The organism is Streptococcus oralis subsp. dentisani, from assembly GCF_002096335.1.
Lineage (GTDB): Bacteria > Bacillota > Bacilli > Lactobacillales > Streptococcaceae > Streptococcus > Streptococcus oralis_Z.
Genome location: NZ_NCUW01000030.1, coordinates 352213 through 370767 on the forward strand (window position 1 = coordinate 352213; position 18555 = coordinate 370767).

17 protein-coding genes and 1 pseudogene are annotated in these 18555 nt (G+C 39.5%); 16 read left to right on the top strand and 2 right to left on the bottom strand.

What is annotated here, in order from left to right; translation table 11 throughout:
* The first annotated feature begins 24 nt into the window (after positions 1-24).
* The 3 genes from rexB to B7709_RS08200 are packed head-to-tail and all read left to right on the top strand — an operon-like array spanning position 25 to position 8149.
* A complete protein-coding gene (gene rexB, locus B7709_RS08190) occupies positions 25-3303 on the top strand; it encodes an ATP-dependent nuclease subunit B (protein WP_084972397.1) in 3279 nt (1092 codons plus the stop codon).
* Positions 3300-6953, top strand: coding sequence for a helicase-exonuclease AddAB subunit AddA (gene addA, locus B7709_RS08195; RefSeq protein WP_084972398.1), 3654 nt, complete (start codon positions 3300-3302; stop codon positions 6951-6953). Before rexB ends, addA begins: the two co-directional genes overlap by 4 nt.
* A gap of 17 nt (positions 6954-6970) precedes the next feature.
* Positions 6971-8149, top strand: a complete 1179-nt coding sequence (locus tag B7709_RS08200; protein ID WP_084972399.1) for a hypothetical protein — start codon at positions 6971-6973, stop codon at positions 8147-8149.
* A 32-nt stretch (positions 8150-8181) separates the two neighbouring features.
* Here B7709_RS08200 and B7709_RS08205 read toward each other — a convergent pair whose 3' ends face one another.
* Complete coding sequence (locus B7709_RS08205; protein ID WP_084972400.1) at positions 8182-8538, bottom strand: type II toxin-antitoxin system PemK/MazF family toxin; 357 nt, start codon at positions 8536-8538, stop codon at positions 8182-8184.
* Complete coding sequence (gene mazE, locus B7709_RS08210) at positions 8522-8737, bottom strand: type II toxin-antitoxin system PemI/MazE family antitoxin (protein WP_084972401.1); 216 nt, start codon at positions 8735-8737, stop codon at positions 8522-8524. The genes B7709_RS08205 and mazE overlap by 17 nt, the downstream gene beginning before the upstream one ends.
* 209 nt (positions 8738-8946) lie before the next feature.
* Here mazE and ylqF point away from each other — a divergent pair, with 209 nt between their 5' ends.
* The 13 genes and pseudogenes from ylqF (at position 8947) to xerS (ending at position 18551) form a co-directional block, all read left to right on the top strand.
* Positions 8947-9798 (top strand): ribosome biogenesis GTPase YlqF, encoded by an 852-nt coding sequence (ylqF, locus tag B7709_RS08215; protein ID WP_084972402.1) that lies wholly within the window; start codon positions 8947-8949, stop codon positions 9796-9798.
* Positions 9785-10564, top strand: a complete 780-nt coding sequence (locus B7709_RS08220) for a ribonuclease HII (RefSeq protein WP_084972403.1) — start codon at positions 9785-9787, stop codon at positions 10562-10564. Before ylqF ends, B7709_RS08220 begins: the two co-directional genes overlap by 14 nt.
* A gap of 16 nt (positions 10565-10580) precedes the next feature.
* Complete coding sequence (locus B7709_RS08225) at positions 10581-12131, top strand: ClC family H(+)/Cl(-) exchange transporter (RefSeq protein WP_084972404.1); 1551 nt, start codon at positions 10581-10583, stop codon at positions 12129-12131.
* A gap of 51 nt (positions 12132-12182) precedes the next feature.
* Positions 12183-12929 (top strand): annotated as a pseudogene (locus B7709_RS08230) (CPBP family intramembrane glutamic endopeptidase).
* Between the two features lie 153 nt (positions 12930-13082).
* On the top strand, positions 13083-13517 hold the full coding sequence (locus B7709_RS08235) for a hypothetical protein (protein ID WP_084972405.1): 435 nt from the start codon (positions 13083-13085) through the stop codon (positions 13515-13517).
* Positions 13518-13616: 99 nt separating this feature from the next.
* Positions 13617-14060: a hypothetical protein gene (locus B7709_RS08240; RefSeq protein ID WP_164497056.1), complete on the top strand. Its 444-nt coding sequence runs from the start codon at positions 13617-13619 to the stop codon at positions 14058-14060.
* Positions 14061-14154: 94 nt separating this feature from the next.
* On the top strand, positions 14155-14595 hold the full coding sequence (locus tag B7709_RS08245) for a hypothetical protein (protein WP_373270672.1): 441 nt from the start codon (positions 14155-14157) through the stop codon (positions 14593-14595).
* Entirely contained in the window at positions 14592-14867 is a 276-nt protein-coding gene (locus tag B7709_RS08250; RefSeq protein ID WP_225901730.1) for a hypothetical protein, read from the top strand. The genes B7709_RS08245 and B7709_RS08250 overlap by 4 nt, the downstream gene beginning before the upstream one ends.
* A 135-nt stretch (positions 14868-15002) precedes the next feature.
* Positions 15003-15434, top strand: a complete 432-nt coding sequence (locus tag B7709_RS08255; RefSeq protein ID WP_065371786.1) for a hypothetical protein — start codon at positions 15003-15005, stop codon at positions 15432-15434.
* Positions 15434-16696: a hypothetical protein gene (locus B7709_RS08260; RefSeq protein ID WP_000231743.1), complete on the top strand. Its 1263-nt coding sequence runs from the start codon at positions 15434-15436 to the stop codon at positions 16694-16696. Before B7709_RS08255 ends, B7709_RS08260 begins: the two co-directional genes overlap by 1 nt.
* Positions 16678-17070 carry a hypothetical protein gene (locus tag B7709_RS08265; protein WP_084972406.1) on the top strand — a complete coding sequence of 131 codons (393 nt, stop codon included), beginning with the start codon at positions 16678-16680 and terminating at the stop codon, positions 17068-17070. The genes B7709_RS08260 and B7709_RS08265 overlap by 19 nt, the downstream gene beginning before the upstream one ends.
* Complete coding sequence (locus B7709_RS08270) at positions 17051-17341, top strand: hypothetical protein (RefSeq protein WP_084972407.1); 291 nt, start codon at positions 17051-17053, stop codon at positions 17339-17341. Before B7709_RS08265 ends, B7709_RS08270 begins: the two co-directional genes overlap by 20 nt.
* A gap of 139 nt (positions 17342-17480) precedes the next feature.
* On the top strand, positions 17481-18551 hold the full coding sequence (gene xerS, locus B7709_RS08275; protein WP_084972408.1) for a tyrosine recombinase XerS: 1071 nt from the start codon (positions 17481-17483) through the stop codon (positions 18549-18551).
* Positions 18552-18555 lie beyond the last annotated feature (4 nt).

An 18555-nucleotide genomic window follows, 5' to 3' on the forward strand; every position in this document is an offset into this window, starting at 1 on the left:
TTTGATAAACCAAACGAGGCTGAGATGAAATTACTTTATACTGATATTCGGACTTCTTTGACTGAAATTTTAACGAGAGAGGCAGAAGAACTAGTTGCTGCAGGCAAGCGAGTTTTCTACATCGCCCCCAACTCTCTTTCATTTGAAAAGGAACGCGCCGTGCTGGAATGCTTGTCCCAGCAGGCTTCTTTTGCGATTACCGTCACGCGCTTTGCTCAAATGGCTCGTTACCTGGTTTTAAATGATTTGCCAGCTAAGACGAGTCTAGATGACATCGGTCTTGGGATGGCTTTTTATAAATGTCTTGCGGAACTAGATCCCAAGGACTTGCGTGTTTATGGTGCTATAAAGCAGGATCCTCAATTTATCCAGCAGTTGGTTGAACTTTATCATGAGATGACGACTGCTCAGATGAGCTTTTTGGACTTGGAAAGTTTGACAGATGAGGACAAGCGGGCAGACTTACTCTTGATTTTTGAGAAAGTGACTGCCTATCTTAATCAAGGTCAGTTGGCTCAGGGAAGTCAGTTGTCCCATTTGATTGAGGCTATTGAGAATGACAAGGTAAGTAGTGATTTCAGTCAGACTGCCTTGGTCATTGACGGATTTACCCGTTTTTCTGCTGAGGAAGAACATGTGGTGGATCTGCTCCATCGAAAAGGTGTCGAGATTGTTATTGGGGCTTATGCAAGCAAGAAAGCCTATATCAGTCCGTTCACTGAAGGGAATCTCTACCAAGCCAGTGTGGAATTTCTTCATCATTTGGGGGCAAAATACCAAACACCTGCTCAGGATCGTTCTCAGACACATGAGAAAATGGATAGTTTTGACAAGGCCTCTCGTTTGCTGGAGTCTTCTTATGACTTTTCAGAACTCGCTTTAGATGTTGATGAGAAGGACCGTGAAAATCTGCAAATCTGGTCTTGTTTGACGCAAAAAGAGGAGTTGGAATTAGTAGCCCGTAGCATTCGTCAGAAATTACATGACCATCCAGATCTGAGTTACAAAAATTTTCGCATTCTCTTAGGGGATGTGGCTTCTTACCAGTTATCACTGAAAACCATTTTTGACCAGTACCAGATTCCTTTCTATCTAGGTAGAAGTGAATCCATGGCTCACCACCCTTTGACTCAGTATGTCGAGTCTATTTTACGTTTGAAACGCTACCGTTTCCGTCAGGAAGATTTGATTAATCTCCTCAGAACTGGTCTGTATACTGACCTTAGCCAAGCGGATATTGATGCTTTTGAGCAATATCTCCGCTATCTTGGCATCAATGGCTTGCCAGCTTTTCAGCAGACCTTCACAAAGTCCCACCATGGAAAATTTGATTTAGAGCGTTTAAATTCTCTTCGTCTGCGAGTTTTGGTACCACTTGAAACCTTATTTGCCAGTCGGAAGCAAAAGACTGAAAATCTCTTGCAAAAGTGGAATACTTTTCTAAAAAATGCTGCTTTAAGCAAGCAGATGCAAGAATTGACAGCTACTATGGAAACTCTAGAGCAGGAAAGACAGGAAGAAGTTTGGAAAACTTTCTGCCATGTTTTAGAACAATTTGCGACCGTTTTTGATGGTTCACAAGTTAGTTTGGAGGACTTCCTAGCCTTGCTCCACTCAGGGATGACTTTATCTCAGTATCGCACTATTCCAGCGACAGTGGACACAGTTCTGGTGCAGAGTTATGATTTGATTGCCCCTCTGACCGCTGACTTTGTCTATGCCATTGGACTCACTCAGGATCATTTGCCAAAAATCGCTCAAAATACAAGCCTTTTAACAGATGAAGAAAGGCAAAGCCTAAACCAAGCGACAGAAGAAGGAGCACGATTGCTGATTGCAAGCAGTGAAAACCTCAAGAAAAATCGCTATACCATGATTTCTTTAGTCAATGCTGCCCGTAAGCAGTTGATTTTGTCAGCACCAACTCTTCTCAATGAAAACGAGAGCAAGGAATCTGCCTATCTTCATGAATTGGTAAGTTTTGGATTTAGCCGAAGAGAAAAGAGAATGAACCATAAAAATCTTAGCAAAGAAGATATGGGTTCTTATCACAGTCTCTTGTCTAGTCTCGTTGCCTATCATCAGCAAGCTGCTTCTAGTGAAAATGAACAAAATTTAACTTTCGTCACGGTCTTAGCGCGTGTCATGGGGAAAAAACTTGACCAAAAAGGCCTTGCCAATCCTGCCCTACCAACCAGCCCAAGCAGCAAGCCATTAGCAAAGGATACCTTGCAAGCTCTCTATCCAGCTGACAAGGAGTTTTACCTGTCTACCTCTGGTTTGACGGAGTTTTACCGCAATGAATATAGTTATTTCCTCCGTTATGTCCTTGGTTTGCAGGAAGAATTGCGCCTGCGCCCAGATGCTCGCAGTCACGGAAATTTCTTGCACCGTATTTTTGAACGTACCTTGAAATTGCCTTCTGAGAATCCGTTTGACCAACGTCTGGAGCAAGCTATTCAAGAAACCAGTCAGGAACGGGAATTTGAAGCCATTTATCAAGAAAGTTTGGAAGCCCAGTTTACCAAGGAAGTTCTTCTAGATGTCGCGCGGACCACTGGCCACATCCTACGTCATAATCCAGCCATCGAAACCATCCAAGAAGAAGCAACATTTGGTAGCAAAGACCAAGCATTTATCCATTTGGATAATGGCCGTAGTGTTTTTGTGCGAGGTAAGGTTGACCGCATTGATCGCCTGAAAGCCGATGGAGCACTAGGGGTGGTAGACTACAAGTCTAGTTTGACTCAGTTCCAGTTTCCTCATTTCTTTAATGGGCTTAATTCCCAACTGCCAACCTATCTTGCTGCTCTTAAAGGAGAAGGGGAGCAGAACTTTTTCGGCGCCATGTACTTGGAAATGGCTGATCCTGTTCAATCTCTGCTGACCGTTAAGAGTTTAGCAGGTGCAGTAGTAGAAGCCAGCAAGTCAATGAAATACCAAGGGATCTTTTTAGAAAAAGAAAGCAGTCATTTGGGTGAGTTTTACAATAAAAATAAGGCCAACCAGCTGACTGATGAGGAGTTCCAGCTCTTACTAGACTATAATGCCCATCTTTACAAGAAAGCAGCTGAGAAGATTTTAGAAGGCCAGTTCGCTATCAATCCATACACAGAGAACGGAAGAAGTATTGCCCCATACGTCCAGCAACATCAAGCCATTACAGGATTTGAAGCCAATTACCATTTGGGTCAAGCTCGTTTCCTAGAAAAGTTAGACCTAGCTGCTGATGGCAAGCGTCTGGTCGGAGAAAAACTCAAGCAAGCATGGTTTGAAAAAATGAGAGAGGAGTTGAATCGATGAAGCCTATTTCCTTCTTAACTGAGGAAGAGATTCAAAAACTGCAAGTAGCAGAAGCGAGTTCGAGCAAGGAACAGAAGAAAACAGCCGAGCAAATCGAAGCGATTTATACTGCGGGTCAGAACATCCTAGTCTCAGCATCTGCTGGTTCTGGGAAAACCTTTGTCATGGCAGAGCGCATTCTGGACCAATTGGAACGTGGTGTGGAAATCAGTCAACTCTTTATCTCAACCTTTACCGTTAAGGCTGCGACTGAACTCAAGGAACGCTTGGAGAAAAAAATCAGCCAGCAAATCCAAGAAACCGATGATGTTGATCTTAAACAACACTTGGGACGTCAGTTGGCAGATCTGCCAAACGCGGCCATCGGAACCATGGATTCCTTCACACAAAAATTCCTCGGCAAACATGGCTATCTGATTGATATTGCACCCAATTTTAGTATTCTACAAAATGAAAGTGAACAGTTAATCTTAAAAAACGAAGTTTTTCATCAGGTGTTTGAAGAGCATTATCAAGATGAAAATAAAGAGAAATTTAGTCGTTTGGTGAAGAACTTTGCTGGGAGAGGCAAGGATGAACGTGGTCTGCGTCAGCAAGTCTACAAAATTTATGACTTTTTACAATCTACTAGCAGCCCTCAGAAATGGCTAAGTGAATCTTTCCTCAAAGGCTTTGAAGAGGCTGATTTTACCAGTGAAAAAGAAAAACTGACTGAGCAAATCAAGCAGGCGCTTTGGGATTTGGAAAGCTTTTTCCGTTATCATCTAGATAATGATGCCAAAGAGTTCCCCAAAGCTGCCTATTTAGAAGCTATTCAAGATGTTTTGGATGAAATTAGCTCCTTAAATCACGAGTCTGATAGTCAGGCTTATCAAGAAGTGCTTGTTCGTGTTGTCGCCATCTCAAAGGAGAAAAATGGTCGGGCTCTAGCTAACTCTAGTCGAAAGGCTGATTTGAAGCCACTTGCAGATGCTTATAACGAGGAGAGAAAATCCCAGTTTGCAAAACTTGGACAGCTAGCTGATCAGGTAACGATTCTTGACTATCAAGAGCGTTATCATGGAGACATTTGGGAGCTAGCTAAAACTTTCCAAAACTTTATTAGTGATTTTGTGGAGGCTTATCGTGAGCGTAAACGCCAGGAAAATGCCTTTGAATTTGCTGATATCAGCCATTACACCATTGAAATTTTAGAGAATTTCCTACATGTCCGTGAGGCTTATCAGGAGCGATTTCACGAAGTCATGGTCGATGAGTATCAGGATACCAACCACATTCAAGAACGGATGCTGGAATTGCTGTCAAATGGTCATAATCGCTTTATGGTAGGAGATATCAAGCAGTCCATCTACCGTTTCCGTCAGGCAGATCCACAGATTTTTAATGAGAAGTTCCAACGCTATGCGAAAAATCCCCAAGAAGGCAAGTTGATTCTTCTTAAAGAAAATTTCCGCAGTAGTTCAGAAGTGCTATCGGCAACCAACCATGTCTTTGAACGGCTCATGGACCAAGAAGTCGGAGAAATCAACTATGATAGCATGCACCAGCTTGTTTTTGCCAATACCAAACTAACTCCCAACCCTGAGAACAAAGCAGAATTTCTCCTCTACGATAAGGACGACAGTGGGCAAGAGGAAGAAGAGGGTCAGACAGATACGAAACTCACAGGTGAAATGCGCTTAGTCATCAAGGAAATCCTAAAGCTCCATCAAGAGAAAGGTGTGGCCTTTAAGGAAATTGCCCTTTTGACTTCCAGTCGCAGTCGTAATGACCAGATACTCCTAGCTCTGTCTGAGTACGGGATTCCTGTAAAAACAGATGGAGAACAAAACAATTACCTCCAATCTCTAGAAGTGCAAGTCATGCTAGACACTCTTCGTGTTATTCACAATCCCCTGCAAGACTATGCCTTGGTTGCGCTTATGAAGTCTCCAATGTTTAGCTTTGATGAGGACGAGTTAGCACGTTTCTCCCTTCAGAAAGCAGCTGATAAAGTCCAAGAGAATCTTTATGAGAAACTGATTAATGCTCAAAAACAGGAAACCGAGAGTAAAGAATTAATTCACTCAGCTTTAGCGGAAAAACTAATCCAATTCATGGATATCTTGGATTCTTGGCGCTTATATGCCAAAACCCACTCCCTCTATGACTTGATTTGGAAGATATACAACGATCGTTTTTACTATGATTATGTCGGAGCCTTGCCTAACGGTCCTGCCAGACAAGCCAACCTCTATGCCTTAGCTTTGAGAGCAGACCAGTTTGAAAAGAGTAATTTCAAGGGCTTGTCTCGTTTCATTCGTATGATTGATCAGGTTTTGGAAGCACAGCATGATCTTGCAAGCGTGGCCGTCGCACCGCCTAAAGACGCAGTAGAACTCATGACCATTCACAAGAGTAAAGGACTGGAGTTTCCTTATGTCTTTATCCTCAACATGGATCAAGATTTTAATAAGCAAGACTCAATGTCTGATGTTATTCTCAGTCGGCAGAATGGGCTTGGTGTCAAATACATTGCCAAGGTGGAAACAGGAGCAGTAGAAGCACACTATCCTAAAACCATTAAACTCTCCATTCCTAGCCTTACTTATACGCAGAATGAAGAAGAACTGAAACTGGCTAGCTATTCAGAGCAGATGCGTCTGCTGTATGTTGCCATGACACGGGCTGAGAAAAAGTTTTATCTTGTCGGTAAGGGCTCTCGTGAAAAGCTGGAAGCCAAGGAATATCCAGCATCTGAAAACGGAAAACTAGATAAAAATACCAGACTTCAAGCAAGGAATTTCCAAGATTGGATCTGGGCTATCACTAAAGTATTTGCCAAGGAAAATCTCAACTTTAGCTATCGTTTTGTTGGTGAAGACCAGCTGACCAGAGAAGCTATTGGTCAATTGGAAAATAAGAGTCCTCTACAAGATAGCTCTCAAGCAGACAATCGTCAGTCAGAAATCATCAAAGAAGCCCTTGAAATGCTAAAAGAAGTAGAAGTCTATAATACTCTGCACCATGCGGCTATTGAACTCCCTAGTGTCCAAACTCCTAGCCAAATCAAGAAATTCTATGAACCGGTTATGGATATGGAAGGTGTTCAAATTGCTAACCAAATCAAATCACCAGAGAAACATATCAGCTTCGATTTACCAGATTTTTCAACTAAAGAAAAGGTAACTGGAGCGGAGATTGGTAGTGCAACCCACGAACTCATGCAGCGAATTGACCTCAGTCAGCAACCAACACTTGCTAGCCTGAAAGATACTCTCAAACAAGTTCAAACGAGTCCAGCTGTCAGAGACAAGATCAATCTTGCGAAAATCCTAGCTTTCTTTGACACACCACTTGGTCAGGAGATTCTCGCTAACACAAATCATCTCTATCGAGAGCAACCTTTCTCCATGCTCAAACGAGACCAAAAGAGTCAGGAAGATTTTGTTGTCCGTGGTATCCTTGATGGATATCTGCTTTTCGAGAATCGTATCGTTCTTTTTGACTATAAGACAGACCGCTATGATGAACCAAGTCAACTCATAGCCCGCTATCGTGGGCAGTTAGCCCTCTACGGAGAAGCTTTATCACGAGCCTATTCGATTGACAATATTGAAAAATACTTGATTTTACTCGGTAAAGACGAGGTTCAAGTTGTAAAAGTATAATCTAGAAAGGAGACCTCATGCCACTTCCAGTTAGAAAATCCCTGCATGACGCAGTTTTACAAGCTTCGCAAGCAAATACTTGGGATCAAGCTACCAAGGAATGGAATGAAGTTTCCTTGATTTTTAATGGCATTGGCCGTAGCAATTGTATCTGCGGAAATGCCATTAAGTACGCTTACGAACTCTTTAACAATGTTACAGGACAACGTCTCTTTCCTATCGGCAGTGACTGTGTTCGCCATTTTCATCGATTAAGTCTTGACCAGCAACTAGAAGAGGAAGAAAAACTTCTCAGAAAGCTGGAAAATCTGACTAAAAAAGGCAAGAAAAAGGAAAAAATCAAGGTCAATAAAAGTGACTTTGACGAACGACTTCTAAAATGGTTTTGGGAAAAAGGTGTTTTCAAAGCCAATCGTGGCAATCAATTCACACCTGAGAGAGACTACCAGCTTTTCTTAGAAGTCTTTCAAGGCGGAAGTTGGACCAAGGCAGAGCCAAAGAAGAAGGCTCGTATGGAAGAAGTGCTGGAAAAGTGTATCAAACCTTTTTTACTTGGTAAGACCGACGACCAACTATACCTTGTAAAGCTAGGCAAGGAGAAAATCGACTACGAGCAGCATTTACGGATTCAGGCAGAGAAAGAACGTAAGAAAAGAGATAAAATTGCCAAACAATACGCTGACAATCTCATCCTTGCCATGGGGCCCGCTGAACGAGCTTATCAAGATTACTTCGGCTTTACAGAAACTCTCACACAAGAAGAACGAAAGTGGGAAAAAATTCTTTTTGGAAAGAATAGAGAAGAACGTACTCTCAAGGCAAAGCAAGATCAGAAAGAGCTGGAAAAAGACCAGAGAATTGCGAATCAAGATCCTCTCGGGAGAAAGCAGAAGCAGACTTGGATTCTTAATTCTTATTTTCGTGATTTGCCTGATGAAAAAACCAGATTCTCCCGACTCTTACTAGAATATCGAAAAACTGGAGAAGTGCACTTTTCAGAGGATTACATGTCTGAGCATTTAATCGACTTTTTCTACAAGATGAAGGCCTTTGAGTTTGAAATTGCTCCAGATCAGGTGAGGAATTTTCTAAAAGAATGTCTAGAAACGGACCACCTATCTTCAGCTCAATCAACTTGGATTAGAGGGATTTTGACCAACTGCCTTCACCCTTTTTTAGATAGATTGCTCATATAGAAAAATCCTACCTTGTTTATGCATGGTAGGATTTATGTATCTCCAAAGATGTACTGGTAAAGTTGGACGACTTTCTGAAAACACTGTGTGTCCATTCTTGTTATTTTTTGAGCATTGCGCATCCGAAAATCAAAGGTATACAGTTGAAATGGGTTGACAGCACCATCTACCTTATCCGACGAGACAGGAACGAGCAGGCCTTTTTCTGCTAAATGCTGCTGACCATGGGTGATAGGACAGACAGCCACAAAACCAGTTTGCAAAGCATATTCTCTCCTAGACACAACCAAGGCAGGCCGCCGTTTTTGAATTTCCCGACCAACTGATGGATCAAAGTCTAGCCAAATGATATCTTGTTTTTCAGGAATATAATCACATTTCGCTATCAAGTGACCTTACTCCTTCAAAATCATTTGTCATTCTTAAATCAGTAATCCCATCAAAAGGATCATTTAGTTTCGGAGCCAGGACAATGACACCGTCAATCCCTTTGTAGACAACCATTTCTTGACCTTCTGCCATACCCAAATTTTTAGGAATGGTCACTGTGAGAGAATTTCCCACCTTCCGAGTCTTTACCGTATTCATCACTCTACCTCCACGAAACTGTATATACAAAGTATATACCAAACAGCGGATTGAGTCAAGTAAACACTATAATACATAAATTAAATTATGTATTATAGTATGATTTTATTTCAGTCAAAGCCTGTGCAAAAGCACCTAATTTATGATAGAATAGGTGGTAAGAAAGAAAACGTTTTATTACGTTTTTTTAGTCGGAAGGGGAAAATATTATGGCGACTATTCAATGGTTTCCGGGCCACATGTCTAAGGCTCGGCGACAAGTTCAGGAGAATTTAAAATTTGTTGATTTTGTGACGATTTTGGTAGATGCACGTCTACCTTTATCTAGTCAAAACCCCATGTTGAATAAGATTGTGGGTGATAAACCCAAACTATTGATTTTAAACAAGGCAGACCTAGCTGATCCAGCAATGACAAAAGAATGGCGTCAGTATTTTGAATCACAGGGAATTCAAACACTGGTCATCAATTCCAAAGAGCAAGTTACTGTGAAAGTTGTGACTGATGCAGCCAAAAAGCTCATGGCTGATAAGATTGCACGCCAGAAAGAACGCGGTATCAAGATTGCAACCTTGCGGACCATGATTATTGGAATTCCAAACGCTGGTAAATCAACCCTGATGAATCGTTTGGCTGGAAAAAAAATTGCGGTAGTCGGTAATAAACCAGGTGTTACCAAGGGACAACAATGGCTTAAAACCAATAAAGACCTTGAAATCTTAGACACACCAGGGATTCTCTGGCCTAAGTTTGAAGATGATACTGTCGCACTTAAACTAGCCCTAACTGGAGCTATTAAGGACCAGTTGCTTCCAATGGATGAAGTGACCATTTTTGGTCTCAATTATTTCAAAAAACATTATCCAGAAAAACTCGCTGAACGCTTCAAACAAATGAAAATTGAAGAAGAAGCTCCTGTAATCATCATGGATATGACGCGTGCTCTTGGTTTCCGAGACGACTACGACCGTTTTTACAGTCTCTTCGTGAAAGAAGTCCGCGATGGAAAGCTCGGTAACTATACCTTAGATACATTGGACGACATCGATGACGACGATTAAAGAAATCAGAGAACTTCTTGCTACTGTCAAAGACCTAGACAATCCCCTTTTTCTTGAGCTGGAAAAAGATAGCCGAACTGGAGTTCAAAAGGAAATCAGCAAGCGTAGAAAAAGCATTCAGGCAGAACTGGCTGAAGACCTTCGATTGGAATCTATGCTTTCCTATGAAAAAGAGCTTTATAAACAAGGATTAACCTTAATAGCAGGCGTTGACGAGGTCGGCCGAGGTCCTCTTGCTGGACCTGTAGTCGCAGCAGCGGTAATCTTACCTAAAAATTGTAAAATTAGAGGCCTTAACGATAGCAAAAAAATCCCTAAAAAGAAACATTGGGAAATTTTTCAAGCCGTTCAAGACCAAGCTTTATCAATCGGCATTGGAATCATGGATAATCAAGTCATTGACCAAGCCAATATCTATGAAGCAACCAAGCTTGCTATGAAAGAGGCAATCTCTCAGCTCAGTCCCCAACCTGAGCACCTCTTGATTGATGCCATGCAACTTGATTTACCAATTTCCCAAACAGCAATTATCAAGGGAGATGCTAAGTCGCTCTCTATCGCAGCCGCGTCTATAGTTGCCAAAGTGACACGGGATAATTTAATGAAGGATTACGACAACCAGTATCCTGGATATGATTTCGCTGCCAATGCTGGATATGGAACGGCAAAACACTTAGAAGGACTCGAAAAACTAGGAGTTACCCCAATTCATCGAACCAGTTTTGAACCGATAAAATCACTAGTTTCAGCAAATAAAGAAAGTTAAGTTGGAGGAAATGATTATGGAGGAACAGTCAGAAATACTCCGGTCCAAGAAAGAATTTGCCTTTGCCTCAAGCACCATATTATCCCAAGTTGGGCGAGGAATCATCGTCGGGCTAGTTGTCGGGCTAATCGTCGGATCCTTTCGTTTCTTAATCGAAAAAGGCTTCCACCTGATACAAGGCCTCTATCAAGATCAAGCGCACCTAGTGCGCAATCTTTTTGTCCTTGTTCTATTTTACATACTCATCTGCTGGCTCAGTGCTAAATTAACTCGCTCAGAGAAAGATATCAAAGGATCAGGAATCCCACAAGTTGAGGCTGAATTAAAAGGACTTATGTCGCTTAATTGGTGGAGTGTTCTCTGGAAGAAATATATTCTAGGTATTCTTGCTATTGCCAGTGGCCTTATGCTAGGTCGGGAAGGGCCAAGTATTCAACTTGGAGCAGTTGGTGGTAAAGGTATAGCCAAGTGGCTCAAATCCAGTCCAGTAGAGGAACGATCCTTGATTGCTAGTGGCGCTGCAGCAGGATTAGCAGCTGCCTTTAATGCACCAATTGCAGGTCTCCTCTTTGTTATAGAAGAAGTCTATCATCACTTTTCAAGATTTTTCTGGGTCTCCACTCTAGCAGCCAGCATTGTAGCAAACTTTGTCTCTCTACTCATATTTGGCCTAACGCCCGTACTGGATATGCCTGACAATATCCCTCTCATGACTCTAGATCAGTATTGGATATATCTTTTCATGGGTATTTTTCTCGGATTATCAGGTTTTCTTTATGAGAAGGCTGTACTAAATGTCAGCAAAGTTTATGACTGGATTGGTCAAAAAATTCATTTGGATAAAGCTTATTATCCAATCCTAGCCTTTATCCTTATCATACCAGTCGGGATTTTCTTGCCACAAATCCTTGGTGGTGGAAATCAGCTGGTTCTTTCCCTAACTGAGCAAAATTTTAGTTTCCAAGTTCTATTAGCTTACTTTTTGATTCGCTTTGTTTGGAGCATGATTAGCTATGGAAGTGGCCTCCCAGGAGGAATTTTCCTACCCATTTTGGCGCTCGGTTCCTTACTTGGTGCCCTAGTTGGTGTCATTTGTGTCAATCTTGGGCTTGTCAGTCAGGAACAATTCCCTATATTTGTCATTCTGGGAATGAGTGGCTACTTTGGGGCAATTTCCAAGGCTCCCTTAACCGCTATGATACTTGTTACTGAGATGGTAGGGGACATTCGAAACCTCATGCCACTTGGCTTAGTGACCTTAGTCGCCTACATTGTTATGGATCTGCTCAAGGGTGCTCCAGTCTATGAGGCCATGCTCGAAAAAATGCTGCCAGAAGAAGCGACAGATGAAGGAGAAGTCACCCTCATTGAAATCCCTGTATCAGATAAAATAGCAGGAAAACAGGTTCACGAGCTCAACTTGCCACATAACGTACTCATCACCACCCAAGTCCATAATGGCAAAAGCCAAACCGTTAACGGCTCAACTAGAATGTATCTGGGTGATATGATTCACCTAGTGATTCCAAAAAGTGAAATTGGAAAAGTCAAAGATTTGTTGTTATAAGTTCTTTTTACATAATTTATTTTACGTAAAATATTATTGAAAGGATTCTCTATGAAAAGAAATAAGGCAATTGCAGTATATTTGCTAGGCACATTTAGCCAAATAGCATCAGTTTGCCTCCTTTTCTTTCTCTTGAATCATTTTTCTATTCATTCCAATCTATTATCTATTTTAGGAATCTTTCTAGGTGGCATTTCTTCAGCACTTTGGGGAATCATTGTTGCAAATCACTATTTTCATATTCCTTTTAAGAAGATCGTTAACGATTTTTTTAACATTCATACCAGTTATAAACACTATTTATTATCTTTTTCCCTAATTATCCTTGATTTTTCTTTTCTAATGTTTGGTGGGAAAATAGTAGAATTTAGCTGGTATCTCCCATTTTTGATGTTCTTCAAATTTCTTTTCTTTGGTGGTATAGAAGAGATTGGATGGCGATATGTCTTTCAACCAATTTTACAAGAGAAGCTGCCGTATTTTCACTCAACAATCCTAACATTTTTCAGCCGGGCAATTTGGCATCTGTTGTTCTTTTAAATTGACGGCTCCCTAGCAACACTGCAAACTCTACCGTTTTTATTTGGATTGATGACGAATTCTTTCATACTCTCAGCTCTTTATATCAAAACAAAGAATCTCTGGATTTGCGTTATGACACATTCGATCATTAACGTCTTGTCTCAGCTAACCATAGATATTGATCGATACGAAACCTACCTAATCAAAATTTTCGTCATCTTGGTATCCTGCTACATGGTAGTACATAAAAAAGATGAGTATAATCGGTATAAATAAAATTAAATATAATTCTTAAAAAACCAAATCAAAAAAGATTTGGTTTTTTAAGAATTAGAAATCTGATTTTCAGTATATAGTATGATTTTTCCCCCCCTACTTTGTAAAGAATGATTAGAATATTGTATAATAAGAAAAAGGAGAAAAGCATAAATGAATAATTCTGGAATTAAAAAAAGTTATACAAGAATACTAATCATTTTGTTACTCGCAACCATCACAGCAGGAGCTATTTTTATGTTTAGTATGCTAGGAAAATCTCAAGAAGAACGTCGAAATAGAGAGTACGAAGTGAGTCTGGTTAATTCGTTAAAGAATTCCTACAAAGGGATTGAGGAGATTAAAATTTCCAATCCAGAGTACACAAGCCCTCCTGGTTCGTGGTCTTGTGATCTAGAAATCAAATTTAAACATGAAGAAAAAATTAAGTATGGTGTTGGATATTCTCTAGACACTGAAGAAATAACAGATACTTCATTGGAATGGGAAAATAGAGTAAAAGATCGACAATTTTTAAATGAAAACAAGGGTAAAACTGCTTCGAAAATTAGGGTAACTTATTCTAATAATGACGAAGGAGAGCAATAATGGCATTTAGTTATACTGATAAACAACTCAATGAATTAAAGCATGGGAAGAATGTATATAGTGTCAATGCTGATTATGCTGAGAGGAATGGAAATAACAATGAGTAAAAACAGATTAAGAAAAAGCTATAAACCATTATTCATAGTTTTACTATTCATATTCATCACATTAGGAGGTGTTTTTATGTTTAGTATGTTAGGGAAATCCCAAGAAGAGCGTCGAAATAGAGAGTATGAAGTTAGTTTGGTAAACGCCTTAAAGAATTCCTATGAAGGGATAGAAGAGATCAAAATTTCTAATCCAGAATATACAACCCCTCCGGGCGACTGGTCTTGTGATGTAAATATTCTATTTTCAGATAAAGTAAAAATAGAATACCGTGTAGGCCACTCTTTAAATGACGTTGAAAATTATAATGGTTTTGTTAATGGAAAAACAAATAAAGAAATAAACGACCAGTGGGAAATATTGAATTCTCATAAAGGGAAAACAACATCTTTAGTTACTATATATTATTCGGATAAAGAAAAAGGAGTACAGTAGTGGTTTTCACTTATACAGATCAACAACTCAATGAATTAAAGCATGGGAAGAATGTATACAGTGTCAATGCTGAATATGCTGAGAAAAAGAGGAAATGATAATGAGTAAAGATAGATTAAGAAAAAGCTATAAACCATTATTCATAGTTTTTCTACTCGCAACTATCACAGCAGGAGGTATTTTTATGTTTAATTTGTTAGGAAAATCTCAAGAAGAGCGTCGAAATAGAGAATATGAAGTAAGTCTGGTTAATGCCTTAAAGAATTCCTATGAAGGGATTGAGGAGGTAACGATTACGAATCCATCGTACAGCTCAATTCCTTCAGACGCTTGGGGGGCGGATGTGAAACTAAAATTTTTTGATGGAACATCTAAAGAACATGTTTTAGCTTTTGATATAAACTCGAATAAAATTAGGATTGGAGTATATAATAAGGATGATGAAGAATTTCAACATTTTTTAAATTCTAGGCGAGGTTCTACTAAGTCAAAAGTTAAAGTTAAATATTCGAATGGTTCAGAAGGGGAGCTATGATGAATAAATACGTGTATACAGACAAACAACTTAATGAATTGAATCAAGGTCCGAATGTTTACAGTGTTAATACTGAGTTCGCACAGCGTAAAGAAAACCGAACAAATATTGTTACTGCTAAATCAGATAACGAGTTAAAAAAAGGCGAAATCAACACCATAACCACCTCCGATGGTCAAGAATTCCGTGTCGTTGCGACTAAGTCTCACCGAGGAACAGGTTTTGATGGTTTGGCGGTAGGCTCCTATAGTAAACGGCAAACCGGGTTATAAAAGTATAGCTGTGATTGCTGCGGGAACGGATCTAGGAAATCCTACTATGATTGATAGATTTAAAATAATTTTTTCTTATTATAGTGTAATATAGACAAATCTTATAGTATAATAAGAAAAAGGAGAAAAGCTTAAATGAACAATTCTGGAATTAAAAAAAGTCATAAAAAGCTACTAATCGTTTTGTTAGTTGCATTCATTACAGCAGGAGGTGTTTTTATGTTTAGTATGTTAAGGAAGTCTCAAGAAGAGCGTCGAAATAGAGAGTATGAAGTTAGTTTGGTTGAAACTTTAAAAGATAGTTATGAGGGTATTGAAGAAATTAGATTTTCTAATGCAAACTACACAAATCCTCCAGGAAGTTGGACTTGCGTAGTTGAACTATATTTTAATGAGAGAAGCATAAAATATAAAATTAATTATTCAAAAAAAGATAAACGTATTTCTGATGTATCTTTAGAGAGAGAGAATAGAAAAGAGGACCGAGAATTTTTAAATAGTCACTGGGGTAAGACTAGTAAACTCACAAAAATTATTTATTCAGATGGCTCAGAAGGAGAATATTAATGGTATTTAATTATACAGATAAACAACTCAATGAATTAAACCATGGGAAGAATGTATATAGTGTCAATGCTGAATATGCTGAAAGGGAAGTTGAAAAGAAAGTTGTAGCCAAAACAAATGATAAGTTATCTTCGGATGAAACCAACACCATAACCACCTCCGATGGTCAAGAATTCCGTGTTGTTGCCACTAAGTCTGACCCAGTAACGGGATTTGATGGACTGGCGGTTGCACCTATTGTGAACGGCGAACCAGATTATAAAAATGTAGCTGTGATTGCGGCAGGAACTGACCCTGATAGTCCGGTGAATAAAACTATGTTCAGCTCACGCGACGTCAATAGTGCCATAATTGCAAGGCAAACTTATTTATCTCCACAATATAAGGTTGCTGACAAATTCGTAAAAGAGATTATGGACGACCCCCGATACGAAGTCAGTCAACTATCCGGTTATTCACAGGGTTCCTACATGCTGAAGGTAGGAGCTAAATACCATATCCCTACAACCACCTTTAATGCTTGGTTTAAATACGGTGCACTCACACTGGAAGAAAAAGCATTTATTGAAAGCAATCCTTCAATGTTTATAGATTACCGTAGAAAACATGATGATGTAGTACGTTGGAATGATTTCAATCACCCAGAATGGTATAATAAGTCTTTCTTAGAAATGCCTGATACCATATATTGGCTTGACGGAACTAGTCACAAAATTGGTGACTGGGAGTTTGATCCTGTAACTGGTCAACTTGTAGATGGCAAAGGAGGGAAACCCTTAATCAGTGGCGTTTATCGAGCGTATGCCAACAGTCTCCGAGGAATGGCTCATTACAAGGACTTGAAGTCAAAATGGTCATCAGGTGGCATTAGTAGCTCTGAGGAAATATACTTAGATGCAGCTCAGGGTTCTATCTTATCGTCATCTATGGCTACAGCAGCAAGAACTGGAGCTGATGAAGTGAGCGCCTTAGCCAAAAAAGCCAATCAAGAATTACAAGAAATTTGGTCAAAAATCGACTTTACGAGCTACACAGCATTAGCTCCCTATGAGGTTGATGCCATTTTTGCTAGTCAAGGCATCACTCAAGCACAGTTTATCGATACGTTTCAGGCAGAGACAAATCCAACAGCCACTAAGATGAATGCTTCCGCCCAAGCATTTGAAAATATGGATAAACAATTACAGGAAGTTATCGAAAAAACAGTAGCAACAGATAAGCAATTAGCCAAGGAGTTTCGACAATGGAAAGAAAAGATGTAAAATGGGAGGAAATTAGAGAGAAAGAGAGAGAACTGTATACTCTAGAAGAACGATATTATCAAGAAAAGAAGAAACTCGATAACAAAGCCCTTGATCTAGACGAACGAAATGCAAACTTAGAAAAACTAATTTCCGAAGAAGTTGATAAAATGTATCATACTTTGAGAAAATTTTCGTCAACGTCTGATGATGTTAGAGACTACTTTATAGAAATAGAAAATTTGAGACACTTTTCGAATCAAGTATACAGAGATCGTAGGATTAAACTCGAAGACGAGAGAGAAAAATACGATAACAAGTTTCGTACACAAAGAAATGATTTAGACGAAGAATTTCACAAACTAAGGAGAGATTATGCAAGCACCAATGAATGAATACTACACAGATGAAGAATACCAGTATGCACTGAAACAAATGTATCGAATGATGGAAAGAAACCGAATCATTACGGAAGCAAGGTTAGCAATATCAGCAAAGAATAAATTAAAAGATAACTTTAATAAGGCAGCTAAGAAAATTGCTACAGAAACCAAATCAACCATTACAAGCATAAACAGCCAAATGGACACTGCAATTCAAGGTAAAGTTCGCAAGAGTCTTGAAGAAAAAATTCCGAATATGCTGCTCAAGTATGATGAAATTTAATAAAGGGTTCAGGATAACTGGGGGTAAGTTGGACTTCTGTTTTAAGTTTCTTACATAATCTTTCCGAAAAACTATAATTTTCTTGAAAAATAAATAAGTCTATGCTATACTACTAGTAGACTTATTTATGGAGAAAATCATGAAACGTGAGATTTTACTGGAACGAATCGACAAACTAAAACAAATCATGCCCTGGTATGTTCTGGAATACTACCAATCTAAGCTTGCTATCCCTTATAGTTTTACAACCTTGTACGAATACCTCAAGGAATACGATCGATTTTTTAACTGGGTTTTAGAGTCTGGGATTTCAAACGCTGATAAAATAGCTGATATTCCTTTATCGGTCTTGGAAAACATGTCAAAGAAAGACATGGAATCCTTTATCCTTTATCTACGAGAACGTCCTTTGCTAAACGCCAATACAACCAAACAAGGTGTCTCTCAGACAACCATCAATCGGACCTTGTCAGCATTGTCCAGTCTTTATAAGTATCTGACCGAGGAAGTTGAAAATGACCAAGGAGAGCCTTATTTCTATCGCAATGTAATGAAGAAAGTTTCAACCAAGAAAAAGAAAGAAACCCTTGCTGCCAGAGCTGAAAACATCAAGCAAAAACTTTTTTTAGGTGATGAAACAGAAGGTTTTCTAACTTATATCAATCAGGAGTACCCTCAACAGCTCTCTAACCGTTCTCTCTCATCATTCAATAAAAATAAAGAACGCGATTTGGCTATTATCGCCCTTCTCTTGGCGTCTGGTGTTCGCTTATCTGAAGCAGTTAATCTGGATCTAAGAGACTTGAATCTGAAGATGATGGTCATTGATGTCACTCGAAAAGGGGGAAAACGTGACTCGGTCAATGTTGCTGCCTTTGCTAAGCCTTATCTAGAAAATTATCTCGCCATTCGAAATCAGCGCTATAAGACAGAAAAGTCAGATACAGCACTCTTTCTGACACTCTACCGAGGAGTTCCTAATCGTATCGATGCTTCCAGTGTTGAGAAAATGGTTGCTAAGTATTCTGAGGAATTCAAAGTGCGTGTGACTCCCCACAAACTGCGCCATACGCTAGCAACCAGGCTCTATGATGCTACTAAATCGCAAGTTTTGGTTAGCCATCAGCTAGGACATGCCAGCACACAAGTCACTGACCTCTATACCCATATCGTCAATGATGAACAAAAGAATGCTTTGGATAGTTTATGAAATA